The following is a 23,230-nucleotide window of genomic DNA, read 5'->3' as shown; positions in this document are numbered from 1 at the left end:
GATGAAACAGATCCCGTACTGGCTCGACACCGCCCCGCCCCTGCCCGACCGGTCCGGAAAGGACCTCCCGGACGAGGCGGACGTGGTGGTGATCGGCGGCGGCCTCACCGGCTTGTCGACGGCCTACCACACCGCCCGCAAGGGCGCCCGGGTCGTCCTCGTCGAGAAGGACAAGGTCGGCTCGGGCGCCTCCGGGCGCAACGGCAGCATGTGCACCCAGGGCATCACCATCAGCCCCGCCGAGGCCCGCAAGCGCTACGGCCAGGAGCGGGCCCGCGAGCTGTACGACGCCTTCCGCGAGGCGGTCGACGTCGTCGAGGAGCTGACGCGAAAGGAGCGGATCGACTGCGACTTCCGCCGTGCCGGTCGCCTCGGAGTCGCCTTCAAGCCCCAGCACTTCGACGGCATGCGGGCCAAACAGCGCGACCTGGCCGAGAACTTCGGCCACGACACGGTCGTGCTGAGCAGGAGCGAACTGCGTGCCGAACTCGGCACGGACTACTACCACGGTGCCCTGTTGGACCCGCTCAGCGCGGGCCTGCACGTGGGCAAGTTCGTCCACGGCCTGGCCGGCGCCGCCGAACACGCCGGCGCGGAGATCCACGAGCGCAACGCGGCCACCGGCCTCACCCGCCTCCCCGGAGGCGGTTTCCTGGTGGAGACCCTGCACGGCACGATCCGCGCCCGGCAGGTCATGGCCGCCACCGACGCCTACACCGACAAGTCGATGCCCTGGTTCCGCAAGCGGCTGATCAACGTCGGCAGCTTCATCATCGTCACCGAGTCGCTGGGGGAGACCCGCGCCAAGGAGCTGATCCCGAACGCGCGCCTGGTGGTCGACTCCAAGAACATCGGCCACTACATCCGCCTCACCCCCGACAACCGCCTCGCCTTCGGCGGCCGGGCTCGCTTCGCCCCCTCCAACCCGGCCTCCGACATCAAGAGCGGCGACATCCTCAAGCGGGAGATGACCGAGATCTTCCCGCAGCTCGCGGGGGTGCGGATCGACTACGTGTGGGGCGGCACGGTCGGCTTCTCCTGGGACCGCGTCCCGCACGCGGGGGAGGTCAACGGCCTGTACTACTCCATGGGTTACTGCGGTCACGGTGTCCAGATGGCCACGTACATGGGCCGGGCCGTGGCCGAGATGATGGACGGCAAGCCGGAGGCCAACCCCCTGCGTGGCCTCGGCTTCCCGAAGGTCCCCGTGCCCTTCTACAACGGCACCGCCTGGTTCCTGCCGTTCGGCGGCGCGTACTACAGGGCGAAGGACAAGCTGCGCTGAGCCGGGACCGGTGGTGATGCCACTGCGGGGACTTCCCAAGAGGTCGTGGGAGGTCCCCGCGGTGCGTCGTCGCTTCCTCTTCCCGGTGTTCAGCCGGATCGCCGGGATGTGACGGCCTTGATCGCCAGCACGGCCGGCGTGGGGGCCCCGCCCTCGGTGAACCGGTCGAGCGTCAGACCCGCCTGGAGAAAGGCGTGCAGCAGTTCAGGCAGGGGATAATGGGTGGCGCCGACCTTGTCGCGCACGCCTTTGTTCGTCCACGACGCCTTGGTCCAGCGGCCGTCGAGATAGCCGGGGCGGATGACCACCGCTTCCAGGTCGCCTCGGTCCGCGAACCCGCCGGAGAAGCAGGGATGGACCCCGATGTGCACGAACGCGCCGCCCGGACGCAGGACCCGGGAAACCTCCTGCAGTACCTCCGGATACCGGGGCATGTCCGTGTGAGCCATCACTGAGACGACGGCTGACAGAGACCCGGTGCCGACCGGCAACCGCGCGGCGTCGGCCCGCGCGACCGGCAGCCGCTCACGCGCATGGCGCAGCATCCCTCCGGACAGGTCCATGCCGACCGGGGTCCATCCCAGCGTGCGGAGCCGGTCTGCGTGGATGCCGGTGCCGCAGCCGATTTCCAGGCAGGTGCCGCTGCCTTCACCGAGGAGATCGTCCAGGAGAGCGCCCAGGCCCAGGGGATGCCCGTCTCCTGTTTCAGCGCGCGGGCGGTTCAGGAACTCGGTCTCGTACCAGTCGGCGATCTCGTCGTATGCCGCTGTCGATGCCATGTTCTCTCCCCTTGCCCGGGTCGCCGGCCGTCCGGAGCTTGGTCGTCCTGGGCGGTCGTTCCTGCAAAGGCTGCCCGTATGACCGGACTCTGCCCGGGATTCCGCCCGAGGCAGAACCGTTTCCGTGCGACGGGGTCGGGCCTGAAGGTTGGGCGTTTCTTATCGGTTTCCTGGCCGCTCTCTAGCCTCTTGCTTGAGTGCCTGTTCCTAGGGTCGATGACGTACTCGACACGGCCCGGACCTGCGGTGTTCTTCCGCAGCCGGGTGCCGTACGTCCCCGACTCACGTGGAGATCCTCACCATGAACACTCCCCAGCGTGCCCTGGCCGCCGCTGTTTCCACCGCCGCTCTGCTGGTCGGCCTGGTCGCCTGCGGCGGCTCGGACTCCGGCGATTCCGCCTCGTCCTCGAACAGCGCCGCGGCCGGCCAGGCCGGAGGCGACACCCAGGCCGCCGGCGGTGATGCGCAGGCCGAGGGCAAGGAGGGCAAGGAGGGCGGAGACCCGGTGGAGACCCCGCTGACCGGCGAGGCCAAGAAGAAGGCCGAGGCCGCGGCGCTGGCCGCCTTCCCCGGCACGGTGGTCAAGTCCGAGGAGGACGCCGAGAACCCCGGCACGTACGCGGTGGAGATCAAGAAGGCCGACGGCAGCGAGGTGGAGGTCTACCTCGACCCGAAGACGTACAAGGTCCTCAAGACCAAGGACGAGGCGGGCGACGACGACTGAGACCGCCGGTCCCGCCGGACGACAGGGTCCGGCGAGCCGACCGCGCCTTCATTGAGCGGGCACGTCCCCGAACGCGTAACAGAGGCTGTCCGGACGACCGGGACGAGTTGGTGTGATCATGGCCGCGGAGCGGTGGGGGAGTGAGCCTGACGCCATGCAGGTGCTGCTCATTGAAGACGACGAACGGATCGCCGGGCCGCTGGCCGAGGGCCTGGCCCGCTACGGGTACGCCGTGGAGCGGGCACGCACCGGCTCCGCGGCGCTGGCCGCGCCCGAGCCGGAGATGGTGTTGCTCGACCTGGGCCTGCCGGACATGGACGGCATCGACGTCTGCCGGGCCCTGCGCCGGCGTTCGGACGTCCCGATCATCATGATCACCGCCCGGGGTGAGGAGATCGACCGGGTCCTGGGCCTCGAACTGGGCGCCGACGACTACATGGCCAAGCCGTTCGGCGTCCGCGAACTGGTCGCCCGCATCCGCGCGGTCACCCGTCGCACCCGCCCGTACGTCACGGCGAGTGCCGGCGCCCCCGGCCACGCGGCCGACCCTGGTCGGCCCGTCCAGCCGCCCGGCACCACCGGCCCCGCTCCCGCGGACGCCCCGCAGGCAGTGGGGCCGCTGGTCATCGACCGCCGCACCCGCCAGGTCCACCTCCATGAAGTCCCTGTCGCCCTGGCTCCGAAAGAGTTCGATCTGCTGGCCTACCTCGCGTCGGACCCGGGCGCCGTCTGCTCGCGTCAGCAGATCGTCGACCAGGTGTGGGACCCGCACTTCTTCGGCCCCACCAAGACCCTGGACGTGCACGTGGCCGCCCTGCGCCGCAAACTCGGCGATCCCGCCTGGATCGAGACCGTCCGCCGGGTCGGCTTCCGCCTCCACACCCCCGACACCGCGGCACCACCCGGGAGCGCGCACCTGGAGGCCGGTACGTGACCCGGCGTCTGCTGGCCGGATACCTCGGACTGGTCCTGCTCGTCCTGCTCGGCCTGGAGATCCCCTTCGGCCTGCTGTACGCCAGCGCCGAAACGTCCCGCCTGTCCAACAGCATCGAGCGGGACGCCGGAACGCTCGCCGAACTCGCCGAGGAGCGTATCGAGGAGAACAACACCGACGAACTGCCCGAGCTGGCCACCGACTACGCGGAACGGACCGGAGCCCGGGTGGTCGTCGTGGACCGCACCGGCGCCGTCCTGACCGACTCCGCCTCCACCACACCCGTGGGCACCGACCTGTCGGCGCAGCCGGACATCGCCACCGCCCTGCGCAACCGGACGACCGTCGGCACCGCGCCCGACCCGGACCGCGGCACCGAGACCCGCTACGCCACCGTCCCCGGTGCCTCCGGCGACACCATCCGCGGCGCCCTGCGGCTCAGTTACCCGACAGACATCCTCAACGGCCAAGTCCACGACATCTGGCTCACCCTCGCCCTGATCGGCCTGGGCGTACTGGCAGTCGTGACGCTGATCGCGCTCGCCCTGGCCCGCTGGATCATCCGCCCCGTCCACGCCCTCGAACGCGCCACCGCCCAGCTCGCCGACGGCACCCTCACCAACCCGCCCGCCACGCACCTCGGCCCGCCCGAACTGCGCCGTCTGGCCGCCTCCTTCACCCACACCGCCACCCGGCTGCAACACCTTCTCAAAGCCCAGCGCGCCTTCGCCGCCGAAGCCTCCCACCAGCTGAAGACCCCCCTGACCGCGCTGCGGATCCGGCTGGAGAACTTCGAACCCCACCTCGACCCCGCCGTCCACGACAGCCTGGACGAAGCCATCGGCGAGACCGAACGCCTCGGCCGCATGATCCAGGGACTGCTCTCCCTGGCCCGCCTCGAATCCACCGCCACCACCCCCGAAGCCGCCGACCTCGACGCCGTGGTCGCCGACCGGGCCGCCACGTGGGCCCCCTTCGCCGCCGAACACCACGTCCACATCACCACCTCCGGCCACCCGGCCGGCCATGTCTGGGCCATTCCCGGCGCCCTGGAACAGATCATCGACAACCTGCTCGCCAACGCCCTGCGCGCCTCACCCCCCGGCACCACCATCACCCTGGCCACCCACGTCGCGCCCACGATCACCGAACTGCATGTCATCGACCAGGGCCCCGGCATGAGCGAGACCGAACGCCAACGCGCCTTCGACCGGTTCTGGCGCGCCTCCGACACCCACCACGACGGCACCGGCCTCGGCCTGCCCATCGTCGAACAACTCACCCGTGCCGGGGGCGGCCACGTCACCCTGGAACCCGCCCCGGTCGGCGGCCTCGACGCCGTCGTACACCTCCGCCCCACGCACACCCATACCCCCGCCGCTGCGGCGATGGGGGAGGCGCCAAAGACACGGCAGGCGACGCCACCGGTGCGTCCGGCTCCGACGACTGTCCCGCGTGAGGCGTCACCGCACTTCTACTCTTCGAAGTCCCGCGCTACATAGCGTTTCGCGACGAGCACGACTGCCCCGCATGACACCACGGTCAGGCGGGCTGCCACAGCTCGATCCGATTGCCCTCGGGATCGGTGACCCAGCCGAATCGGCCGACGCCCTCCATGTCCTGCGTTTCCTCGGCCACGTCCGCTCCCTTGGCGCGCAACTGCGCGAGCATCGCATCCAGGTCGCGGACACGGAAGTTGAGCATGGTTCGCTGGGCGCGGGACCCGAAGTAGTCGGTCTCGGACTCGAACGTCGCGAACACCGTCGGCCCGGTTTCCTGACGCCACAGCCCGTTCTCGTCGGCGTCGAGGCCCAGGCAGTCGCGATACCACGCGCTCAGGGCCGCCGTGTCGGCGGCCCGCATGAAGTACCCACCGATCCCCAGCACACGTTCCATGCCGCCATCTTGCCAGCACGGCGATCGGACGGGCCGGCACCACACCACTCTCCTGCGCTAGGCGCCGCCGGGGTCCGGCTCGTGGAAAGTGACCGCCCCGGAGGGGCAGACACCGGCGGCCATCTGTGCGGCCGCGCGATGGGCGGTGGGCGGCTCGGCGTGCAGCAGGAGCACGCGGCCGTCGTCGGGATCCTGGTCGAAGACCTCGGGCGCGGTCAGGGCGCACATCCCGGCGCCGATGCAGCGCTCACGGTCGACGTCGACGCGCAGGCGTGTCGGCCTCATGACTCCGCCCCGTCCCAGGTGACCGGCAGGCTCTTCACTCCGTAGATGTCCGCGGTCTCCGGGCGCAGGACCACCTCTTCAGCCGGTACGGCCAGGCGCAGCGTGGGGAACCGGTCGATCAGCGCGCGGAACGCGACCCGCATCTCGACGCGGGCCAGCTGCTGCCCCAGACACTGGTGGATGCCGTGGCTGAAGGCCAGGTGCCCGCGCGTGCCCTGCCTTTGGAGGTCGAGCACATGGGGGTCGGCGAAGCGCTCGGGGTCGCGGTTGGCGGTGTGGTACGACAGGACGACGGTCGTGCCGGCCTCGATGGTCTGGCCGCCCAGCTCGACGTCCTCAAGAGTCGTCCTCATGAACGTCTTGGCGACGCTCAGGTATCGCAGCAGCTCCTCCACGGCCCCGTCGGTGAGCGAGGGGTCGGCGCGCAGCGCGGCCAGTTGCGCCGGGTTCTGCAACAGGGCGAAGGTGCCGAGGGACAGCATGTTCGCGGTGGTGTCGAATCCGGCGGCCAGCAGAACCAGGCTGATCCCCTTCAGCTCCTCATCGGTCAGGTCGCTGGCGGTGAGTTCGCTGAGCACGTCGTCGGTGGGGTTCGCGCGCTTCGCGGCCACCAGCTCCGCGAGGTATTCCTGGGTCGCGGTGTAGGCGGCTATCAGCTCCTCGTCGCTCGTCTCCCCTCCCATGAACGTGTCGATCTGTTCCTGGAAGGAGCCCCGGTCCTCGTACGGCACGCCCAGGAGCTCACAGATGATGATGGTGGGGATGGGCTTGGCGAACGCGGTCACCAGGTCGGTGGGTGGCCCGGCCTTCTCCATGGCGTCCAGGCAGTCGGCGGTGATCTGCTCGATGCGCTCGGTGAGAAGCCGCATCCGCCGTACGGTGAACTTGCCCGCCAGCGGCTTGCGGTAGCGCCCGTGCTGCGGCTCGTCCGTGAGGAGGAACTCGCCGGGCGGCGCCGGAGGAACCTCGAAGTCGCCCACGTTCAGGAGCTCTTTGCGCGAGCTGAACCGCGAGTCGGCCAGGACCGATCTGACGAGGTCGTATCCGGTGATCAGCCAGCCGGGCCGTCCGCCGGGGTGGGTGAAGCGGCTGATGGGACCGTGCCGGCGGGCGTCGAGCAGCTCTGCCGGCGGGTCGAAGGGACAGCCGGACCGACGCGCCGTCGGTAGTGCCGTGACGGTGTGGGGGGATTCACCCATGACCATTTCCTCATCTCGCGATAGTACGTGTTTAACGCGACTTGAAAGCTACGTTGCGTTCATGATTGCGTCAATCACTTGAAAACCGTATCCCCAGGTGAGAGGCGGTAAATTGATGCAATGGCGCGAGAATTGAATGCAACGCTGCGTTGCAATGAATGGCGGCGAAGGCAATGCTGGCGGCACGCCGGGAGCTGGGCGGGTGGTCAGCCCAGTGCGGGGCGTGTGCGGCGTGCGGTGTGTGCGGGCCGCCCGACTGCGGCGTACCAGACCAGGGCCGCACATATGAAGGCCGTCGCCGCGGAGACCAGTGACCTTGTGAGGGTGTCGTTCCGTGCGCCGGAAACGAGGGCGACGGCCAGTGCCGACGTCAGGGTGATGACGTGCAGCGCTCGGGGGCTCCGCGTGGCGCCTGGCGCGGCGGCCGGCGGCAGCGGCCAGGTTGCGAGGCCGTAACAGGCGCAGGCCAACAGTGTGGCTCCCAGTACTTCGCTGGGCCGGTGGCCGCCCATGGTCGCGCTGGCGGCGGCGATGCAGGCGAGCCACAGCACACCGGCCGTGGCGACGTAGGGGCGGATGCGGGGGGAAACCACGAGGACGGCGGCGAGGGTCAGCGCGGCGGGGATGGCCGTGTGCCCGCTGGGGAAACCCTGATCAAGGAGATTCTCGGGCGCGCCCACCAGATCGGGGCGGGGCAGGATGGTCGATTTGAGCACCTCCTTGCCTCCGGTCGTGAGAACGACGACCCCGAGCGCCGCGCACCCCTGCCGCCAGCACCGCCGCACCAGGGTGAGGACCACGATGACGGCCAGGCCCGCCATCACGGTGGGCTTGGCGCTCAATTCCATCGGCGGCAGGGGCGTCGAGCCGTAGGCCGCTCCTGACAGGGGGTAGATCCATGCTTCTTCGCTGCCCTGTTTGCCGAGGTCGAACAGGGCGTTCTCAGCTCGTTGCCCCCACGGGGTGCAGATGGCGAGCAGGTAGACCGTCAGGAACCCCAGGGTGTACAGCAGAGCCGGCATCCACGGCCGTGTCGTACGTGTCGGGCTGGCGTCGCCGGGGGCTTCGGGGGCCTCGGGGGCCCGCCTTGAGGCCCCCGGACGGTGCGCGGGCAGGGACGGGGAGTCGTGCTGAGTCATCGTTCTGTTTCTTCCGTTGAGGGGAGTTCGGCCACGCGCGTCGTGCGGCACGACGGGGCCGCCGGGCTCGGCCGGCGGCCCAGGGGGTCCGCTCCTATTCGGCGAGTGCCTGCCCCTGTCGGCGCTGGGCGGTGAACGCCAGGGCGGGGAGGGGCGCGATCAGCAGGATGAGGACGACCAGGTCCGGAAAGGACTGCATGAACGCGTCCGGCTGGGCGACGATCGCCTGCGTGCGGACGAACGCGAACGCCGCGACGGGGATCAGCCACCGGTGGTCGCCGGTGGCGGCCGTCGCCACCCACGCCGCGATCAGCGCGGCGACTTCGAGGACGAACAGGCCGCGTTGGAAGGTCGGACTGACGGAGATGACGTGCAGGCCCCCGGCCACGAACATGGCGAGCACGACGGGGACCAGCCAGCGGTACGAGTGGCGCCGCAGCCGGCCAGGGCGGCAGGCCGCCAGCACGGCACACGCGGTGCACAGTGTCCCGGACAGCACCAGGTCACGGGCCGTTATCGGGGCGCCAAGGCCGTAGTAGCCCAGGCCCGCCTTGCCCTCGTCGCCGAAGAACGGATTGCTGTTGAACGTGGCACCGGCGTAGATCATCACGGCTGCGGCCGGCAGCGCGATCCACGGCTTGCCGCGCAGCAGGGCGATCAGGCAGAGGAGCGGAAGCAACCCGTAGGGCAGGAGCCGTGTCCGCCCGGGCCCGTCCGCCCACGGGTACCAGCCGGAGAAGTGGAAGGCGATGGCATGCCCGCCGGGATCGATGTGCAGTGCCCAGTGCCACACATCCTGCAGGTACGGGACCAGCGCCAGCGCGGCGAGGACGAGGGCGGTCAGATGGATGCCGTCCAGCCACCACGGCCGGGCCGTGTCGTCGACGACGGCACGGGCGCGGGCCTGCACCCCGGCACGCGCCAAGGCGACGACCTCCCGAGGCGGGGGCCAGGAGCGGCCGGGATACGCCTCGGCCAGGCAGGCCAGCAACTCCTCACCCTGTCGGGAACGGTAGGACCTTGGGTAGGCGGTGAGCAGCAGACGGTTCATGCCTGGGCCACCCCGGCACCCCGCGAGCGCCCGATGACGACGGCCGCCGCCTGCTGCATCCGCAGCGCCTCCCGGCCGAGCGCCTCGGTGCCCTCCTCGGTGAGGTGGTAGTAGCGCCGCGCCCGCCCGTCCACGACCTCCTCGCCGCCTGCGGCCACCAGCCCGGCCCGCTCCAGCCGCTCCAGCGCACCGTAGAGCGTGCCGACAGCGATGCGGAGCCGTCCGTCGGTGGCCTGCTCGGCGGCCTTGATGATGCCGTAACCGTGCAACGGCCCATCCATGAGCGCGGCAAGGATGAAGTACTGCGGTTCCGTCAAGGACGGATTCTGGCGTGCCATGCGCCGAGTATATATCGAGCGACGAAATATATCGTGCTGCCTCGGGGGCGCAGAGGTGTGGCCGACGGCGCTAGGACCAGAGTGTCTCGATGATCCCGGTCATCTCATCGAGTGCGGGATCGTCGGTCGCCCCCCAGACGTGGCCGTCGGGGCGGACGAGGACACCGCGCAGACGGTCCTGGCCGGGCCATGGCTCCGCCCGGCACACGGTCACGCCGACCTCGGCCGCACACGCGGCCGCCTTCGTGCCTGCCGCGCTCTCCTCGAAGCCCAGCAGCACGGGCCGCCCGTCAAACAGCACGGTGAACAGGTCGCTGTCACCGATGGGCAGGTTGGGCACGCGCTGCCCGGTGAGGGGATGGCTCGCGGTGTCGGCGGCCGGGTACGTCACGTCGATGCCGGACAGACCTCGGGCGAGGTCGTGGGACAGGGCCGGATGGGCGGCGATGGCCTCGGAGAGGACCTCACGCAGGGCGAGACCTTCGGGGCTGAAGGTGGCGATGAGGGCGGTCTGGGCGAGTGTGTTCCTCAGCAGCGCGGCTCCGATCGGGTGCCGCTCGTGCTCGTAGGTGTCGAGCAGTTCCCCGTCGGCCCTCCCGCGGGCGACCGCGGCGAGTTTCCAGCCCAGGTTCATCGCGTCCTGGATGCCGACGTTCATGCCCACGCCGCCGGCCGGCATGTGCATGTGGGCCGCGTCCCCCGCGAGCAGTACCCGCCCGGAGCGGTAGTGCTCGGCCTGCCGCGTGGCGTTGCCGAACCGGGACAGCCAGGTGGCGTCCCGCATCCCGAAGTCTCGGCCCGCGGCGCGTACGACGGATGCGCGCAGCGCCTCGAAGTCGAGGGGAGCGTCCGGGCTTTGGTCACACGGATCGAAGCCGGCCACGCGATACCGGCCGCCGGGCAGCGGCGCCATGATCAGTGCGCCGCCCGGTCCGGCGAAGGTGCCGGATCCCTGCGGCGGCGGATCGTCCAGCACGACGTCGCCGAGGTATCCGTAAAGGGTGGCGTCACTGCCGGGGAACGCGATGCCGGCCGCTTTGCGCACCGTGCTTCCGGCGCCGTCACAGCCCACGACGTACGAGCCGTCGAACGTGCGTGGCCCGTCCGGCCCGTCGGTGTGGACCGAGACCGAGGACGGGCCACGGGTCAATCCGGTGACGGTGCGGCCGCGGACGACCGTGGCCCCCCGCTCGATGACGTGCTGCTCCAGCATGTCCTCAAGGAACTGCTGCGGGTAGGCGAGCACGAACGGGAACTCGGTGTCGAGCCGTCCGAAGTCCAGCAGGCTGGGCAGCATCCCGAAGTGCCACGCGGGCATCCGCCGGCCCTCGGCGAGCGGCCGGCCGGCCATTCCCCGCATGGCGAGCACCTCGAGCGTCCGGGCGTGCATGCCGACCCCGCGGGTGTAGGCGGGCCGCTCGGTCGTCTTCTCCAGCACGGTCACAGGGACCCCGGCCAGCCGAAGCTCGGCCGCGAGCCATAAACCGACCGGCCCGGCACCGGCGATGATCACAGGTGATTCACTTGTCATAGGCGGACACTATGAATAGAGGACCCTCTAGTCAACTTAACCCCCATCCGCTCCCGGCCTAAAATGCCGCCGTGACCACGAGCCGCTACCACTCCCCGCGACGGGCCGATGCCGCTGCGGCGACCCGGGCCGCGATCCTGCGGGAAGCCCAGGCGTTGTTCCTCGAGCGCGGCTACGCCGAAGTCACCGTGCCGGAGATCGCGCGGGCCGCGCGGGTGGCGGTGCAGACGGTGTACGCCAGCACGGGCGGCAAGTCGGCGATCTTCGCGAGCCTGATCAGTCCGGCGGTCGAGGATCCTGAGCCGGCACAGGCCAACGCGGCCGTCCGCGCGACGCGGGACCCGGTGCGGGTCGTGGAGATCGCGGCGAACGGGACGCGGCGCGTCCACGAGCGCTACTGGGACATCATCTTCGGGCTCGTACGCCGTGCCCCGGGCGAGGAGGCGGCGCAGCGGGTCATCGACTCCGCCGTCGCGCGGTGCTTCGCCGGGCTGCACGGCATCGCCGAGCGGCTCGTCGAACTGGACGCCGTGCGACCTCCACTCGATCTCGCCGGTACCGCCGACGTCCTGTGGTTCCACTTCGGGCAGAACGCCTGGTTCAGCCTGGTCGGCGAGCGGGGCTGGACGTTCGACCAGGCCGAGCAATGGCTGAACGGGCAAGCCGCCCAGGCCATCCTCCGCACCGACGGCCCAGGAGGGGCCCCGGCGACCTGAGGGCTTTCTTCGAGGCCAACGACTGCCCGATCCTCGACTCCGACTACGAGACGGCGCTTTCCGACGACGATGTGTGGTCCATCGGCGCCGGCGGGGGAGGCAACTACTACGTCGTGCTCACCAACGGCCGGGTCGCGGTGTGGTTCCACGAGGCGGAAGTCATGGGGGCCCACTCGCAGTTCGACAACCTCGACGTCTCCCTGTGGTCGGTCGTCAGGTACCACGCCGTGCGCGCCGAAGACCGCCTGCCGGCCCTGGCAGCGGGGCGGGTACGGATTGTCAGGCCGTGCATCCGAGGGCTCGGGCGCCAACTGCTGTTTGGTGACGTGTCCATGGGACACCCGTTCGGCGAACCGGAAGCAAGGAGAATCTCTGCCATGGGCATCATCGCGTGGATAGTCATCGGTCTGCTCGCGGGAGCCATTGCCAAAGCGCTCATGCCGGGCAAGGATCCGGGCGGGATCATTGTCACCATGCTCATCGGTATCGCCGGAGGCCTGCTCGGTGGCTTCCTCGGCAAGGTGATATTCGGAGTCGACTCGATCGACGGCTTCTTCGATCTGTCCACCTGGATCGCGGCCATCGTCGGGTCCGTCATCCTTCTCGCACTGTATCGGCTGTTCACCGGCCGCGGACACGGGCGCGGACACCGGCGGGGGCACGTCCACGCGTAACAGGTCCGCGTAGTCGGCGTGGCCGGGTGCACAACGAGATGAAGTGAAGTACGCCAGTGCGCCCCCGCCTTCAGGCGGCGGCGCACTGGCGTAGCAAAGGTTTCCTCGGCCGCACCCATGGAGCCGACTCTCGAAGTCAGCGCATGCCTGCTGCGTCGAGCAGGGTGATCACCGTGGGCGCGATGAGCCCCGTCAGTTTGTCGGCTCCGACTCCCGCGCGTGCGCTGGCACCGTCGAAGACCAGGCTGAGCTGCCGCGCCAGCAGGGAGGGATCGCTCGCCCCGCCTTGCTCGGCCTCGGCGCGGAAGAAGGCGGTCAGGTTCTCCTTGACCCGATGGGCGACCCGGCTCGCAGGATGGCTCTGATCCTTGAGCTCGATCTGGACGGCCAGATATTGGCAGCCTCGGAACTCGGGCGCACCCGCCTGCAGTTCCACCTGCTCGAAGACGTGCAGGATCCGCTCGCGGGGTGACCGGCCGTCGTCCGCCGCGGGCAGGAGTGTCGCCACGAAGGCGGAAGTGCGCTGCTCGAGACTCGCCGCCAGCAGTTCGTCCTTGCTCTCGAACAGCTGGTACATGGAGCGCTTCGACACCCCTGCCGCCCTGCACAGGGCCTCGACGCCGATACCGACACCGTCTCGGTAGGTGAGGGTGGCCGCCGCATTCAGCAGCCGCTCTCGGGGGCTTGGCTTCGCCTCGGTGGTCATACTGCGAGGTTAACTCGACTCACACAGAATGAAAACTGATCGGTTTCCGCGGTGGAGTCCGGACGGAGGCTCGGCGACGGCCTGGGGGTGACTTGCTCCGGCCTCGGTCGCCGCACTTCAGGAGCGTTTCGCCGGGGGATGCCAGCCGCCGGTGACTTCCTTGACGGGCTTGTGGGGGAAACGGCGCCGGGCGTACTCCTGGGCGTGGGAGCCCGGCAGGACGTACAGCGTTTCCTTCTTGTCCTGGAGTGGCCGCAGCACGGTGTCCATGAACGTCGTGCGGTCATCCAGGTAGGGGCCCAGAACGTCCTCGCCGGCGGGGCAGACGGCAAGGCAGTAGCCGGACTTGTAGCCGGGGGGCGAGCTCAGGCTCTGCCACATGGAGGCGCTCTCGGAATCGGTGACCCGGGAGCGGTAGTCGGCGGCGTCCTCGCTGTCGGCCAGGGTCTGCGCCCAGTCGGTGAACCCGCTCATGAACTCGCGGTAGTTGTGCGTGGTGCAGGCCAGCGCGTCGAAGGCGCCGTCCTTGGCGATGGCGCCGACCGGGCAGGCGGCGACGCACAACTTGCAGTCGATGCAGGGGTTGTAGTCCAGCGTCTGCCCGTACGCGCTCACCTCAGCGTCCACCAGGACGGTGACCAGCAGGACGAAGCTGCCGAACTTCGGATGGATGACGTTGCGGTGCAGGCCCATCACGCCGAGTCCGGCGGCCACCGCGACCGTCTTGTGCGCCACCACCCAGATCCGCTCACTGGGGAAGCGGTCCATCTCCTGAGGGAAGCCGACGGACGGATTGAGCGCACGGTAGCCGGCGTCCTGCAGCGCCTGGGTGACGCTGCGGGCGGCGTGGTTGGCCTGTTCGTCGGCCTGGTGGAACTCCTGGTTGGCCACGCTGCGGGCCGGGGAGCGGCAGTTGTCGCGGTTCATCCGGACCGCCATCGCGATCAGGGTGCGGGTGCCGGGCAGCGCGGACTGGGCGTGCTCGCGCTCTCCGGCCAGGTCGGGGTGGTCCAGGCTGACCGCGGCGGCGTCGTCCGCGCCGGCCGCCAGGCACAGCTCGCGCAGCCAGTCCGCGTCGATCACCGCCGGCGGGCTCACGGCGTCACCGGCCCCGCGCCGGGCGAGTACGGCCTGTACCGACGGGTGGGCGGCCAGCTTCGCCGGAAGCCTGGGATCCGTCGGGTGTCCGTCGGTGTCGCGCGCGGCAGTCATCCGTGCTCCTGGTGATGGGGGTTCGAGACTCGCCTCCACGGCGAGAAACCGATCAGTTTCACCAACGTAAACCGATCGGTTTCGGCATGCAAGCCCAAGCCGAGCGGCTTCCGGTCGAAGGGTTCGGGCGATGGCGAGTTGGCCGGACGCTGCCTCCGTTTCATGTGGGACGAAGGGCGTTCCGGCGGCGGTCGATGGGTCCCGCCTACTGCACCGCGCTCACCCTGGACGAGCTCGGACCGGCCCTGGCCGCGGCCGACCGGGTCAGGGGTGCGCGGATCCGTGACAGCGTGCCGGAGTGCTTCGCCGCCCTCTCGTCCGAGCCCGCGCTGGAGCAGGTCGTCGAGATGAACCGCGCCGCTCAGCGCTGACGCCCCGCTGCCGACGCGCTCGTGCAAGAGCTTGCGCCTGAAAACCGATCGGTTTACCGTGGTGGAAACCGATCGGTTTCTCGTTGTGGAGGCAGTCATGACCGTATTGAAGGGCGCGAACGTCTTCGTCACCGGCGGCAGCCGGGGCATAGGCAAGGCGCTGGTGGAGGAGCTGTACGCGCGCGGTGCCGGCAAGGTCTACGCCACGGCCCGTGACCCGCGCGGCGTGACGCACCCCGATGCGATCCCGGTGGCGCTGGAGGTCACCGACCCGGCCTCCGTGGCGGCGGCCGCCGCACAGGCCGAAGACGTCACCGTACTGGTCAACAACGCCGGTGCCGCGGTCAGCGCGTCCTTCCTCGACTCCCCGGTCGACGACGTACGCCGGGAGTTCGAGACCAACTTCTACGGCCCGCTGCATCTCACCCGGGCCTTCGTGCCGGTCATCGAGCGCAACGGCGGCGGCCACCTCCTGAACGTGCACTCCGTGCTGTCCTGGCTGGCCCTGGGCGGTTCCTACAGTGCCTCGAAGGCCGCTCTGTGGTCGCAGACCAACTCCCTGCGCCTGGAGCTGCGGCCGCGCGGCATCGCTGTCACCGGACTGCACGTGGGGTACGTGGACACGGACCTGGCGGCGGACGTCGACGCGCCCAAGTCCGACCCTCGTGACGTCGCCGTACTCGCCCTCGACGGGGTCGAGACGGGCGCGTACGAGGTGCTCGCCGACGACATCTCGCGGCAGGTCAAGGCGGGCCTGTCCGGCGACCTGGCAGGGCTGTACGCCCAGTTGGCGAAGTAGTCCTTCACGCACAAGGAGCCGACGACATGCCCAGTCATGGACCACGTCCCACGATGCACATTCCGGGGGCCACCAGCCACGCCATCGCCCCGCGCGCAGGACGCCACAGCCGCGAGGGAACGCTGCGCTACCTCAAGGCGGGCAGCGGTGCTCCCCTGGTCCTGCTGCACACCGTGCGCACGCAGGCCGAGCACTTCCGCCTCCTCATCCCGTTGATCGCGGACCACTACACCGTCCACGCCCTCGACCTGCCGGGGATGGGCTACTCCGAGATCGTGCCCGGTGCGTCGTACGACGAGCCGGCCATGCGCGCGGGCGTCAAGCGGCTCCTCACCGAACTGGACCTCCATGACGTGACGTTGGTCGGGGAGTCCATGGGGGCGGTGCTCGCCCTGACCGTCGCGGCCGATCTGCCGGAGCGGGTACGGCGCGTCGTCGCGGTGAACACCTACGACTTCCGCGGCGGAATCGCCCGGTCCGGTCTCCTCGCCCGCGTGGTGGTCAGCGGTGTCCTCACGCCGGGAGTGGGCCCGGTGGTCGCCGGGGTGGAGCCCAGGGCAGCCCTCCGCAGGATCCTGCAGGGCGGCCTGGGCGACAAGAGCGCGCTGCGGGAGGACTACGTGGACGAGCTCCTCCAGGTGGGCGGCCGCCCCGGCTACCCGACCGTCGCCCGGGCCGTGTACCAGAATCTGCCCAGCCTCATCGCGGCCCGCTCGCGCTATCCCGAGGTCAAGGCCCCCGTCCACCTCGTCTACGGCGAGAAGGACTGGTCCCGGCCCTCGGACCGGGAAGCCAACAAGGAACTGCTGCCGGCCGCCGAGTTCACGCAGGTGCCGAGGGCCGGCCACTTCATCGCCCTGGAACGGCCCGATGTACTGGCCGACCTTGTGAACGCGGTGGCCTAGAGCCGGTCCCGCCGCTTGAAGCTGACGTACAAACTGGTGCACACGATCGCCATCAGGAGGATCGCGAAGGGATACCCGAACACCCAGTGCAGCTCCGGCATGTGCTGGAAGTCCATCCCGTGGATCGTCCCGACAAGGGTCGGGGCGAACAGGATCGCCGCCCAGGACGAGCACCCGCTTGCGCGGGAGATCCGGGACCGTCGGCTGCGCGGCGAGTTCGGCGCCTGGCAGTTGCTCCACGGCAGCAATCTGCGGGACTGGATGCTGTCGGAGGACGTCTCCTCGTGGCGGGCGGATCCGGGCGAGGGCGGGCCGTCGCGGGCGTTCGCGGACATCGGCTCGCACTGGTGTGATCTGGTCGAGTGGGTGGCAAGTTTCTCGACCACCGTCCACGGCCCGCGGTGCGGACCGAGGACGTGGCCACGGTCCTGTTGCGTTACCCCGGCAACCTGGCCTACTCGCCGGAGCTCTGGGAGTGGATGTTCGACCTGGGCCTCTAGCTCAACTGGGATCCCTCGCACCTGACATGGATCGGCATCGACCCGGTCGCGACCATCGCCCCGTACGCCCACCGCATCGTGCACGCCCAGGCCAAGGACATCCTGTTGGTCAGTCCGGGGGCTGGCGGGACGTCGGCCTTCAGGACCCGGTTGTGGTCGTGAAGGCCGGCGTTGTCATAGGGGGTGGATGCGGATGTATCACCTTGCCGACAGCCGACCACACGGCGTGAGAAAGGGCCGTCGCGCGTGGGCGGCCCGGCCCGCGCTCAGGCGACCACACCGGTGTGAGGCATCGGCTCAGACGACTCCCTGGGCCGTCATCGCCTCGGCGACGCGGAGGAAACCCGCTGCGTTGGCGCCGAGCACGTAGTCGTCGGCAGTGCCTCCGTAGGTCTCGGCGGTGCCACGGCACCGGGCGTGCACCCGTCTCATGATCGCGGCAAGCCGGTCTTCCGTCTGTTCGAAGGACCAGCTGTCGCGGGAGGCGTTCTGCTGCATCTCCAGCGCCGAGGTCGCGACCCCGCCCGCGTTGGCCGCCTTGCCCGGGCCGAAGAGGACCTGAGCTTCGCGGAACACCTCGACCGCCTCGGGCGTGCAGGGCATGTTGGCACCTTCGGCGACGGCGAGCACGCCGTTCTTCACCAGCGCGACAGCGTCCTGCCGGCCCAGCTCGTTCTGTGTGGCGCACGGCAGGACGATCTCGCAACGGACGTCGAACACCGACCCGCGGGCGGAGAACCGTGCAGTCGGCTTCGCCTCGGCATAGGCGGAGATCCGGGCGCGGCGCACCTCCTTGACCTCCTTGAGCAGGTTCAGGTCGAGACCGTCCTCGTCGACCAGGTAACCGGAGGAGTCGGAACAGGCCACCACGCGTCCGCCCAGAGCGTGGACCTTCTCCGCGGCGTAGACGGCGACATTGCCCGAACCGGAGACCACCACGCGGCGTCCGTCGAAGCCCTGGCCGCGCGTGGCGAGCATCTCCTGGGCGAAGTACACCGCGCCGTACCCGGTGGCCTCGGTGCGGGCGTGTGAACCGCCCCAGCCCACCGGCTTGCCGGTCAGGACACCGGCGTCGTAGCGGTTGGTGATCCGCTTGTACTGGCCGAAGAGGTAGCCGATCTCGCGGGCGCCCACCCCGATGTCCCCCGCGGGGACGTCCGTGTGCTCGCCCAGGTGGCGGTACAGCTCTGTCATGAACGCCTGGCAGAAGCGCATGACCTCGCCGTCCGAGCGTCCCTTGGGGTCGAAGTCCGAGCCGCCCTTGCCGCCGCCGATGGACATGCCGGTCAGCGCGTTCTTGAAGATCTGCTCGAAACCGAGGAACTTCACGATGCCGAGGTTGACGCTGGGATGGAACCGCAGACCCCCCTTGTACGGTCCGAGGGCGCTGTTGAACTCCACCCGGAAACCGCGGTTGACCTGCACCGTGCCCTGATCGTCCACCCAGGGGACCCGGAAGATCAGCTGGCGCTCGGGCTCGCAGACCCGTTCGACGATCCGTGCCTGCGCGTACTCCGGGTGCGCCTGGAGCACCGGGCCCACCGCGTGCAGGACTTCACGTGCGGCCTGCAGGAACTCCGTTTCGCCGGGGTCCCGGGCACGGAGGTTGTCGTACACCGCCTCGATCTGGGCGCTGACATCCATGGGGCTGTCCTTCGGTTCAGGTGCGGGGCTGGGAGAGGCGGGCATGCCTGCGGTGGGAAGGGCGGCCCGGCAGGAAAAGAGTGTCGAGCCGGCCGCCGGCCCGGCCGGCTGTCAGTCGGACTTCGTCCGGTCCGCTGCCGCCCAGCCGATCAGGGCGCCGCGCAGTGCGGCCACCAGGCGGGTCGCGGCCTCGTCCTCGGTGCGTCCGCTCTTGATGAGGTCGAGGATGTCGCGCGGGTCGAACAGCGCGTTCCACAGGTAGAGCGCCTCGTCGCCGAGGTCTCCCAGGCCGAGTTCCTCGGTGGTCTGCCGCAGTGGCTCGGCGAGCGCCTCGGCCTGCGGGACGAGGTAGCCGGTGGCTTCTCGCAGTCGCTCGAGATAGCCGCGGTGCGAGCGGATCTGTGCCATGGCGCCGCCGTGCTCCAGGACGAGGGACACCCACTTCCTCGACACCGCTTCGAGCTTCGCCGGGCCCCTGGTGGTCTGCTGTGCGCTGAAGTCCCTCAGTTCGTTGCCCACTTGGGCGCGGAAGGCGTACAGGATCTCCTCGACGGAGGAGAAGTGGCGGTAGGCCGTCGCGGTGGACACCTCGGCGTGCTTGGCGATCTCGGCGATGCTGACCGGCGTGGGCGAGTTCTCGAACAGCCGTGCCGCCGCCTTGATGAGATGCCTGCGGTTGCGCTCGGTGTCACTGCGCATGGGGCGGCTCCTCGGTGCGCGCGGGTCTGCTTTCATCGCAGGGCTGCGAGACCGTCGGCCAGTCGGCGGACGCCCTCGACGATGGCCTCCGGGCCGGCAGCGTACGACAGCCGCAGGTGATGTTCGCCCTGGGCCCCGAACTCGCTGCCTGGCCGCACGGCGACACCGTGCGCCGTCCGCAGCGCCGCCACGACCTCCACGGACGGCAGGTCGAGGTCGTAGCGCGGGAACTGGTAGAAGGCGCCCTCCGGTGCGCTGAGGGTGAGGCCCGGGATCTTGGCGAGTTCGGTGCGCATGATCTCGCGGCGCTGTTCGTACGCGGCGCGCATGCTCGCGACGTCCTCGGCGCAGCTCTCCACCGCGACCAGCGCGGCGTCCTGGACGACCGTGTTGACCGAGCCGTTGAAGGTGTTGTGGACGCGCGCGGACGCCTGGATGAGCGGCGACGGCCCCCACAGGTAGCCCACGCGCCAGCCGGTCATGGCGTAACTCTTGGAGAAGGTCTGGCAGTAGAGGGTCCGCTCGCGCAGGCCGTCGACGGAGATCGCCGAGGTGAAGGGCCGGCCGGTGTAGTCGAGGTCGGCGTACGCCTCGTCGGAGATGACGATGGTGGGCGTGCCGTCGAGCAGGCCGGCCAGGGCCTCGAGCTCCTCGCGGCCGTGCACGATGCCGGTCGGGTTGACGGGGTTGCAGAAGACGAAGAGCTTGGCGTCCGTGAGGGCGTCGGCGAGCCGGTCGAGGTCCCAGTGCAGGTCCGGGGCGAGCGGTACGGGGACCACGGTGCCGCCGGCCATGGCGACCAGGTCGCCGTAGAGGGAGTAGGTGGGGTCGGGGACGACCACCTTGTCGCCGGGGTCGACGATGGCGAGGATCGACGCGGCGAGCCCGGCGGTGCCGCCCTGAGTGATCAGGACATCCGCGGCGGACACCGGCGCCTGGGCGATTTTGGCCAGCCTCGCGGCGAGGGCCTCGCGCAGGGCCGGTTCGCCGAGCAGCGGCGAGTAGTGGCTGCGTCCGGCGCGCAGGGAGGCATGGGCCGCCTCGGTCACCCGCTGGGGTGTGTCGAAGTCGGGTTCGCCCATCGCGAGGGAGACGAGGTCGGCCCGGGACTGTGGCTGCTGCGTCCGGCGGGAGGCGGCCGCGATCCGGGCGACGGCGTCTGCGGTGTCGAACAGGGGCGGCTGCGTGGTGATGGTGGGCGGCATGCGCTCCTCCTCCTGGTAGCGGGTGGTCAGACCTGCGGTGCGGCGTCTGCGGGCGCCCCCGCCCAGCGGCTGATCTCAAGGTCGGCGGCCACGTCGCGCTGCCGGGTGGGGGCGACGACGATCTCCTGGAGCACGACGCGCTGGGGAAGGGTGACGGCCAGGCGGACGGCCTCGGCCACGTCCTCGGGCTGCACCATGGCGGCACGCTCCTCAGGCTCCGGAGGCCGGGCGCGGTTGTCGAGGATGGGCGTGTCCGCCTCACCGGGCAGCACGGTGATCGCCCGCAGGCCCTGGTTGCGGAACGTGTTGTGCAGGAAGGTCATGAAGTTGCGGACGCCCGCCTTGGCCGCGCCGTAGGCGGCGCCGCCGAGCAGGTTGGGGTTGACAGCGGCGAGAGAGGAGACGGTGACGATGGTTCCGGTGCCCCGGTCGAGCATGTCGGGCAGGACGGCCTGGGTGAGCTGGAAGACCGCCGTCAGGTTGACCTCCAGGACCTCGCGCCACTCCTCGTGCGGGAGCCACTGCGGGTTGAGCACCGACGAGGAACTGCCCGCGTTGTTGACGAGCACGTCCACCGGGCCGAGTTCGGCGCGCACCTGGTCGAGGGCGCGTGTCACCTCGTCCGCGCGGGTGATGTCGACGGCGAGGGGGAGCGCGGTCCCGCCCTCGGCGCGGATCGCGGCGGCGACCTCGTCGAGGGCGTTCTGCCTGCGGCCGAACAGGGCGACGGCGGCACCGTCACGGGCGAGCAGCAGCGCGGTCTCGCGCCCCATCCCGCTGCCCGCTCCCGTGATGAGCGCGGTTGTGCCGGGCGACGTGGTCACCGTCTTCTCCTTCATCGACGACATGACGAACGATATGACATACGTCTTGCATATGAGAATATATTCTCAATTTGCGGCTGGCAAGGCCAAGGCCGCCGTGAATCCGAGTGCGCCGAAGGCCCCGGCCACCGCCCGCGCCAGGGCGCGTACCTCGGTCTCGCAGCGGGCGAGGCGACGCAGTGAGGTCTCTCGGTCGATCCAGCGGAACCGGACTTCCCGTCCCGGTCCTGCCTGTCCGAGCAGGGACAGGGACGCCCGCGAGGCGACGCCGACGATGGGGTAGCCCGCAGTCAGGCTGCGGTAGCGGCCGAGGACGATCAGCTCGTCCGCGTGCGGGATCTGCAGCGCCCCGACGGGCACGCCGTGCGAGACGATCTCGGTGTCGGTGTCCGGGTGGAGTACCGGTCCGTCGAGCCGCAGCCCGACGTGATCGGAGCGGGGGGTGACGACGTAGACCGACTCCTCGATCACCTCGCGGATACCGGGGAGCGATCGGGCTCCGTGGGTGGCGACGACGTCGACGACCCAGGGGCCGTCGTCGAAACGCGGCACGGGGACGGGGAGCCGGAACAGCGCCGCCTCGAAGGGCCGGCGCCCGAAGCCCCGGAACGCCGTCTCCAGCAGGACGCGCGCGCCGGGGGCGACGCGCTGTCCGAAGCCCATGCGGGGGTCCGGGGCCGCGCTGCCCAGCAGTCTTTCGGTGCTCAGCGTGCCGTTGACCGCCACATAGGTGCGCAGTCCCCGGCTCATGTCCCCGCGGACGCGCACCTCGTGCCCGGCTGGTACGACCAGCGGTGCCCAGCTGTCGGCCGTCGAACCCGCGACGGTGACCCGGGAGGGCGCACCGGTCACCGCGAGCAGGACGTCGGTGTCCGGCACCAGGGCCAGCTCACCGCCGAGATTCTCGATGAGGGCCGCGCCGCGAGGGTTGCCCGCGAGGAGGTTGGCCACGGCCGCCGAGTGCTGGTCGGCGGCGCCACCGGTGGGAACGCCGCGCTGTTCGGTGCCGCACCGGCCGAGATCCTGGAACGTGGTGATCCATCCGGTGCTGGTGACGTCCAACGCCACGGTCTTCATGCGGTCACCTCCGCCGTCGGCAGCAGGAACCCGGTGTCCAGCAACGCGGCCTCGTCCGGTGTGACGGGGACGAAACGCACGACGTCGCCGGGGCCGAAGGAGACCGGATCCGGCCGGGAGATGTCGACGATGGTGTGCGGGGTGCGCCCGACCACCCGCCAGCCGGTCGGGCCGGGAAACGGCTGGATGATCGCGTTGGTCCCGGCGATCATGACGGCGCCGGGGACGACGTCCGTGCGGGGCTCTGCCCTTCGGCGCACCGGCCGGGGCACCTTGAGCCCGTCCATCATCGGGGCCATCGCCGCGCCGAGGAGGCAGATGGTGAAGATGGACTCGGCCATCGCCTCGACGACATCGGTGGGGGACAGGTCCAGTTCTTCGGCGACGGACGCCAGATCGGGACCGTGCTCGTCGTCGAAGACGACGGGGATGGCGAACGTCCGCACCTGTCGCGGGCCGGCCGGATCGTCCGTGGGCGACGGCGCCCACCGAGCCACCAGCCGGGCCGCGTACTCCACGTGCTCGAACGCGGTCTCCAACGGATCGAACTCGACGAGCAGGGATTCGAGACCGGAGACGACGTCGAGCACACCATGCGGGCGGTGCGCCAGGAACCGGTCGCGGAACGCTACGATCCCCGCCCTGCGGGCGGCCTGCCCGGTGTGGGGGAGGGTCACCATCGCCGCCGAGTCCCCGAAGGGCTCGACGGTGATGGCACCGTACTGTGCAGTGGTCAT

The 23,230-nt window shown here is 70.2% G+C and carries 26 protein-coding genes and 1 pseudogene; 10 read left to right on the top strand and 17 right to left on the bottom strand.

Going from position 1 to position 23,230, the window contains the following annotated elements:
- Window position 1 precedes the first annotated feature (1 nt).
- Window positions 2-1,285 carry an FAD-binding oxidoreductase gene (locus AB0959_RS08945; RefSeq protein ID WP_366825632.1) on the top strand — a complete coding sequence of 428 codons (1,284 nt, stop codon included), beginning with the start codon at window positions 2-4 and terminating at the stop codon, window positions 1,283-1,285.
- An 89-nt stretch (window positions 1,286-1,374) separates the two neighbouring features.
- Here the strand turns inward: AB0959_RS08945 and AB0959_RS08940 are convergent, their stop codons facing one another.
- Window positions 1,375-2,064 carry a class I SAM-dependent methyltransferase gene (locus AB0959_RS08940; RefSeq protein WP_366825631.1) on the bottom strand — a complete coding sequence of 230 codons (690 nt, stop codon included), beginning with the start codon at window positions 2,062-2,064 and terminating at the stop codon, window positions 1,375-1,377.
- A gap of 301 nt (window positions 2,065-2,365) precedes the next feature.
- On the opposite strand from AB0959_RS08940, the gene AB0959_RS08935 reads away from it, so the two are divergent.
- From AB0959_RS08935 to AB0959_RS08925, 3 genes are all read left to right on the top strand, one after another.
- Window positions 2,366-2,788 carry a PepSY domain-containing protein gene (locus AB0959_RS08935; protein ID WP_366825630.1) on the top strand — a complete coding sequence of 141 codons (423 nt, stop codon included), beginning with the start codon at window positions 2,366-2,368 and terminating at the stop codon, window positions 2,786-2,788.
- 154 nt (window positions 2,789-2,942) lie between these two features.
- The gene (locus AB0959_RS08930) at window positions 2,943-3,722 is read left to right on the top strand and encodes a response regulator transcription factor (protein ID WP_366825629.1); all 780 of its coding nucleotides are present in this window, start codon (window positions 2,943-2,945) and stop codon (window positions 3,720-3,722) included.
- Window positions 3,719-5,224 carry a HAMP domain-containing sensor histidine kinase gene (locus AB0959_RS08925; RefSeq protein WP_366825628.1) on the top strand — a complete coding sequence of 502 codons (1,506 nt, stop codon included), beginning with the start codon at window positions 3,719-3,721 and terminating at the stop codon, window positions 5,222-5,224. Before AB0959_RS08930 ends, AB0959_RS08925 begins: the two co-directional genes overlap by 4 nt.
- 40 nt (window positions 5,225-5,264) lie before the next feature.
- On the opposite strand, the gene AB0959_RS08920 is transcribed toward AB0959_RS08925, so the two are convergent.
- The 7 genes from AB0959_RS08920 to AB0959_RS08890 form a co-directional block, all read right to left on the bottom strand.
- On the bottom strand, window positions 5,265-5,618 hold the full coding sequence (locus AB0959_RS08920) for a VOC family protein (protein ID WP_366825627.1): 354 nt from the start codon (window positions 5,616-5,618) through the stop codon (window positions 5,265-5,267).
- Window positions 5,619-5,675: 57 nt separating this feature from the next.
- A complete protein-coding gene (locus AB0959_RS08915; RefSeq protein WP_366825626.1) occupies window positions 5,676-5,903 on the bottom strand; it encodes a ferredoxin in 228 nt (75 codons plus the stop codon).
- Window positions 5,900-7,102 carry a cytochrome P450 gene (locus AB0959_RS08910; RefSeq protein WP_366825625.1) on the bottom strand — a complete coding sequence of 401 codons (1,203 nt, stop codon included), beginning with the start codon at window positions 7,100-7,102 and terminating at the stop codon, window positions 5,900-5,902. Before AB0959_RS08910 ends, AB0959_RS08915 begins: the two co-directional genes overlap by 4 nt.
- A gap of 206 nt (window positions 7,103-7,308) precedes the next feature.
- On the bottom strand, window positions 7,309-8,241 hold the full coding sequence (locus tag AB0959_RS08905) for a phosphatase PAP2 family protein (RefSeq protein WP_366825624.1): 933 nt from the start codon (window positions 8,239-8,241) through the stop codon (window positions 7,309-7,311).
- A 94-nt stretch (window positions 8,242-8,335) separates the two neighbouring features.
- Complete coding sequence (locus tag AB0959_RS08900) at window positions 8,336-9,292, bottom strand: hypothetical protein (protein ID WP_366825623.1); 957 nt, start codon at window positions 9,290-9,292, stop codon at window positions 8,336-8,338.
- Window positions 9,289-9,630, bottom strand: coding sequence for a PadR family transcriptional regulator (locus tag AB0959_RS08895; protein WP_366825622.1), 342 nt, complete (start codon window positions 9,628-9,630; stop codon window positions 9,289-9,291). Before AB0959_RS08895 ends, AB0959_RS08900 begins: the two co-directional genes overlap by 4 nt.
- Before the next feature lie 70 nt (window positions 9,631-9,700).
- Window positions 9,701-11,161 (bottom strand): FAD-dependent monooxygenase, encoded by a 1,461-nt coding sequence (locus AB0959_RS08890; RefSeq protein ID WP_366825621.1) that lies wholly within the window; start codon window positions 11,159-11,161, stop codon window positions 9,701-9,703.
- Between the two features lie 71 nt (window positions 11,162-11,232).
- Between AB0959_RS08890 and AB0959_RS08885 the strand changes: the two genes are divergently transcribed.
- The gene (locus AB0959_RS08885) at window positions 11,233-11,877 is read left to right on the top strand and encodes a helix-turn-helix domain-containing protein (protein WP_366825620.1); all 645 of its coding nucleotides are present in this window, start codon (window positions 11,233-11,235) and stop codon (window positions 11,875-11,877) included.
- Between the two features lie 377 nt (window positions 11,878-12,254).
- Window positions 12,255-12,551, top strand: a complete 297-nt coding sequence (locus tag AB0959_RS08880) for a GlsB/YeaQ/YmgE family stress response membrane protein (RefSeq protein WP_366825722.1) — start codon at window positions 12,255-12,257, stop codon at window positions 12,549-12,551.
- 136 nt (window positions 12,552-12,687) lie between these two features.
- Here the strand turns inward: AB0959_RS08880 and AB0959_RS08875 are convergent, their stop codons facing one another.
- Both AB0959_RS08875 and AB0959_RS08870 read right to left on the bottom strand, forming a co-directional pair.
- On the bottom strand, window positions 12,688-13,257 hold the full coding sequence (locus tag AB0959_RS08875; RefSeq protein WP_366825619.1) for a TetR/AcrR family transcriptional regulator: 570 nt from the start codon (window positions 13,255-13,257) through the stop codon (window positions 12,688-12,690).
- A gap of 117 nt (window positions 13,258-13,374) precedes the next feature.
- On the bottom strand, window positions 13,375-14,469 hold the full coding sequence (locus tag AB0959_RS08870; RefSeq protein WP_366825618.1) for a 4Fe-4S binding protein: 1,095 nt from the start codon (window positions 14,467-14,469) through the stop codon (window positions 13,375-13,377).
- A gap of 164 nt (window positions 14,470-14,633) precedes the next feature.
- On the opposite strand from AB0959_RS08870, the gene AB0959_RS08865 reads away from it, so the two are divergent.
- The 3 genes from AB0959_RS08865 to AB0959_RS08855 all read left to right on the top strand — a co-directional run bounded on the left by AB0959_RS08865 (window position 14,634) and on the right by AB0959_RS08855 (window position 16,544).
- Entirely contained in the window at window positions 14,634-14,840 is a 207-nt protein-coding gene (locus tag AB0959_RS08865) for a hypothetical protein (RefSeq protein WP_366825617.1), read from the top strand.
- A gap of 97 nt (window positions 14,841-14,937) precedes the next feature.
- Window positions 14,938-15,639: an SDR family oxidoreductase gene (locus AB0959_RS08860; protein WP_366825616.1), complete on the top strand. Its 702-nt coding sequence runs from the start codon at window positions 14,938-14,940 to the stop codon at window positions 15,637-15,639.
- A 26-nt stretch (window positions 15,640-15,665) separates the two neighbouring features.
- A complete protein-coding gene (locus AB0959_RS08855; protein WP_366825615.1) occupies window positions 15,666-16,544 on the top strand; it encodes an alpha/beta hydrolase in 879 nt (292 codons plus the stop codon).
- Here AB0959_RS08855 and AB0959_RS08850 read toward each other — a convergent pair.
- A pseudogene (locus AB0959_RS08850) lies at window positions 16,541-16,714 on the bottom strand (CorA family divalent cation transporter); the annotation flags it as partial. The gene AB0959_RS08855 and the pseudogene AB0959_RS08850 overlap by 4 nt on opposite strands.
- A 192-nt stretch (window positions 16,715-16,906) precedes the next feature.
- On the opposite strand from AB0959_RS08850, the gene AB0959_RS08845 reads away from it, so the two are divergent.
- Window positions 16,907-17,044 (top strand): hypothetical protein, encoded by a 138-nt coding sequence (locus AB0959_RS08845; RefSeq protein ID WP_366825614.1) that lies wholly within the window; start codon window positions 16,907-16,909, stop codon window positions 17,042-17,044.
- Window positions 17,045-17,341: 297 nt separating this feature from the next.
- Here AB0959_RS08845 and gdhA read toward each other — a convergent pair whose 3' ends face one another.
- The 6 genes from gdhA to AB0959_RS08815 form a co-directional block, all read right to left on the bottom strand.
- Window positions 17,342-18,688: an NADP-specific glutamate dehydrogenase gene (gene gdhA, locus AB0959_RS08840; RefSeq protein WP_366825613.1), complete on the bottom strand. Its 1,347-nt coding sequence runs from the start codon at window positions 18,686-18,688 to the stop codon at window positions 17,342-17,344.
- Window positions 18,689-18,799: 111 nt separating this feature from the next.
- The gene (locus AB0959_RS08835; protein WP_366825612.1) at window positions 18,800-19,387 is read right to left on the bottom strand and encodes a helix-turn-helix domain-containing protein; all 588 of its coding nucleotides are present in this window, start codon (window positions 19,385-19,387) and stop codon (window positions 18,800-18,802) included.
- Between the two features lie 32 nt (window positions 19,388-19,419).
- On the bottom strand, window positions 19,420-20,592 hold the full coding sequence (locus AB0959_RS08830) for an aminotransferase class I/II-fold pyridoxal phosphate-dependent enzyme (protein WP_366825611.1): 1,173 nt from the start codon (window positions 20,590-20,592) through the stop codon (window positions 19,420-19,422).
- Between the two features lie 26 nt (window positions 20,593-20,618).
- Window positions 20,619-21,416, bottom strand: coding sequence for an SDR family oxidoreductase (locus tag AB0959_RS08825; protein WP_366825610.1), 798 nt, complete (start codon window positions 21,414-21,416; stop codon window positions 20,619-20,621).
- A 66-nt stretch (window positions 21,417-21,482) separates the two neighbouring features.
- On the bottom strand, window positions 21,483-22,493 hold the full coding sequence (locus tag AB0959_RS08820; protein ID WP_366825609.1) for a biotin-dependent carboxyltransferase family protein: 1,011 nt from the start codon (window positions 22,491-22,493) through the stop codon (window positions 21,483-21,485).
- On the bottom strand, window positions 22,490-23,230 hold the full coding sequence (locus AB0959_RS08815) for a carboxyltransferase domain-containing protein (protein WP_366825608.1): 741 nt from the start codon (window positions 23,228-23,230) through the stop codon (window positions 22,490-22,492). Before AB0959_RS08815 ends, AB0959_RS08820 begins: the two co-directional genes overlap by 4 nt.

The sequence above is a fragment of the Streptomyces sp. NPDC046862 genome (assembly GCF_040704615.1).
Classification (GTDB): domain Bacteria; phylum Actinomycetota; class Actinomycetes; order Streptomycetales; family Streptomycetaceae; genus Streptomyces.
This window is presented reverse-complemented; position numbering and strand designations above follow the sequence as displayed.

What these genes read in the sequence shown, in the direction of transcription:
- AB0959_RS08945 (WP_366825632.1), top strand. Translation starts at nt 2, where the DNA reads ATGAAACAGATCCCGTACTGGCTCGACACCGCCCCGCCCCTGCCCGAC.
- AB0959_RS08940 (WP_366825631.1), bottom strand. Translation starts at nt 2,064, where the DNA reads ATGGCATCGACAGCGGCATACGACGAGATCGCCGACTGGTACGAGACC.
- AB0959_RS08935 (WP_366825630.1), top strand. Translation starts at nt 2,366, where the DNA reads ATGAACACTCCCCAGCGTGCCCTGGCCGCCGCTGTTTCCACCGCCGCT.
- AB0959_RS08930 (WP_366825629.1), top strand. Translation starts at nt 2,943, where the DNA reads ATGCAGGTGCTGCTCATTGAAGACGACGAACGGATCGCCGGGCCGCTG.
- AB0959_RS08920 (WP_366825627.1), bottom strand. Translation starts at nt 5,618, where the DNA reads ATGGAACGTGTGCTGGGGATCGGTGGGTACTTCATGCGGGCCGCCGAC.
- AB0959_RS08915 (WP_366825626.1), bottom strand. Translation starts at nt 5,903, where the DNA reads ATGAGGCCGACACGCCTGCGCGTCGACGTCGACCGTGAGCGCTGCATC.
- AB0959_RS08910 (WP_366825625.1), bottom strand. Translation starts at nt 7,102, where the DNA reads ATGGGTGAATCCCCCCACACCGTCACGGCACTACCGACGGCGCGTCGG.
- AB0959_RS08905 (WP_366825624.1), bottom strand. Translation starts at nt 8,241, where the DNA reads ATGACTCAGCACGACTCCCCGTCCCTGCCCGCGCACCGTCCGGGGGCC.
- AB0959_RS08900 (WP_366825623.1), bottom strand. Translation starts at nt 9,292, where the DNA reads ATGAACCGTCTGCTGCTCACCGCCTACCCAAGGTCCTACCGTTCCCGA.
- AB0959_RS08895 (WP_366825622.1), bottom strand. Translation starts at nt 9,630, where the DNA reads ATGGCACGCCAGAATCCGTCCTTGACGGAACCGCAGTACTTCATCCTT.
- AB0959_RS08890 (WP_366825621.1), bottom strand. Translation starts at nt 11,161, where the DNA reads ATGACAAGTGAATCACCTGTGATCATCGCCGGTGCCGGGCCGGTCGGT.
- AB0959_RS08880 (WP_366825722.1), top strand. Translation starts at nt 12,255, where the DNA reads ATGGGCATCATCGCGTGGATAGTCATCGGTCTGCTCGCGGGAGCCATT.
- AB0959_RS08875 (WP_366825619.1), bottom strand. Translation starts at nt 13,257, where the DNA reads ATGACCACCGAGGCGAAGCCAAGCCCCCGAGAGCGGCTGCTGAATGCG.
- AB0959_RS08870 (WP_366825618.1), bottom strand. Translation starts at nt 14,469, where the DNA reads ATGACTGCCGCGCGCGACACCGACGGACACCCGACGGATCCCAGGCTT.
- AB0959_RS08860 (WP_366825616.1), top strand. Translation starts at nt 14,938, where the DNA reads ATGACCGTATTGAAGGGCGCGAACGTCTTCGTCACCGGCGGCAGCCGG.
- AB0959_RS08855 (WP_366825615.1), top strand. Translation starts at nt 15,666, where the DNA reads ATGCCCAGTCATGGACCACGTCCCACGATGCACATTCCGGGGGCCACC.
- gdhA (WP_366825613.1), bottom strand. Translation starts at nt 18,688, where the DNA reads ATGGATGTCAGCGCCCAGATCGAGGCGGTGTACGACAACCTCCGTGCC.
- AB0959_RS08835 (WP_366825612.1), bottom strand. Translation starts at nt 19,387, where the DNA reads ATGCGCAGTGACACCGAGCGCAACCGCAGGCATCTCATCAAGGCGGCG.
- AB0959_RS08830 (WP_366825611.1), bottom strand. Translation starts at nt 20,592, where the DNA reads ATGCCGCCCACCATCACCACGCAGCCGCCCCTGTTCGACACCGCAGAC.
- AB0959_RS08820 (WP_366825609.1), bottom strand. Translation starts at nt 22,493, where the DNA reads ATGAAGACCGTGGCGTTGGACGTCACCAGCACCGGATGGATCACCACG.
- AB0959_RS08815 (WP_366825608.1), bottom strand. Translation starts at nt 23,230, where the DNA reads ATGACCACTGCACAGTACGGTGCCATCACCGTCGAGCCCTTCGGGGAC.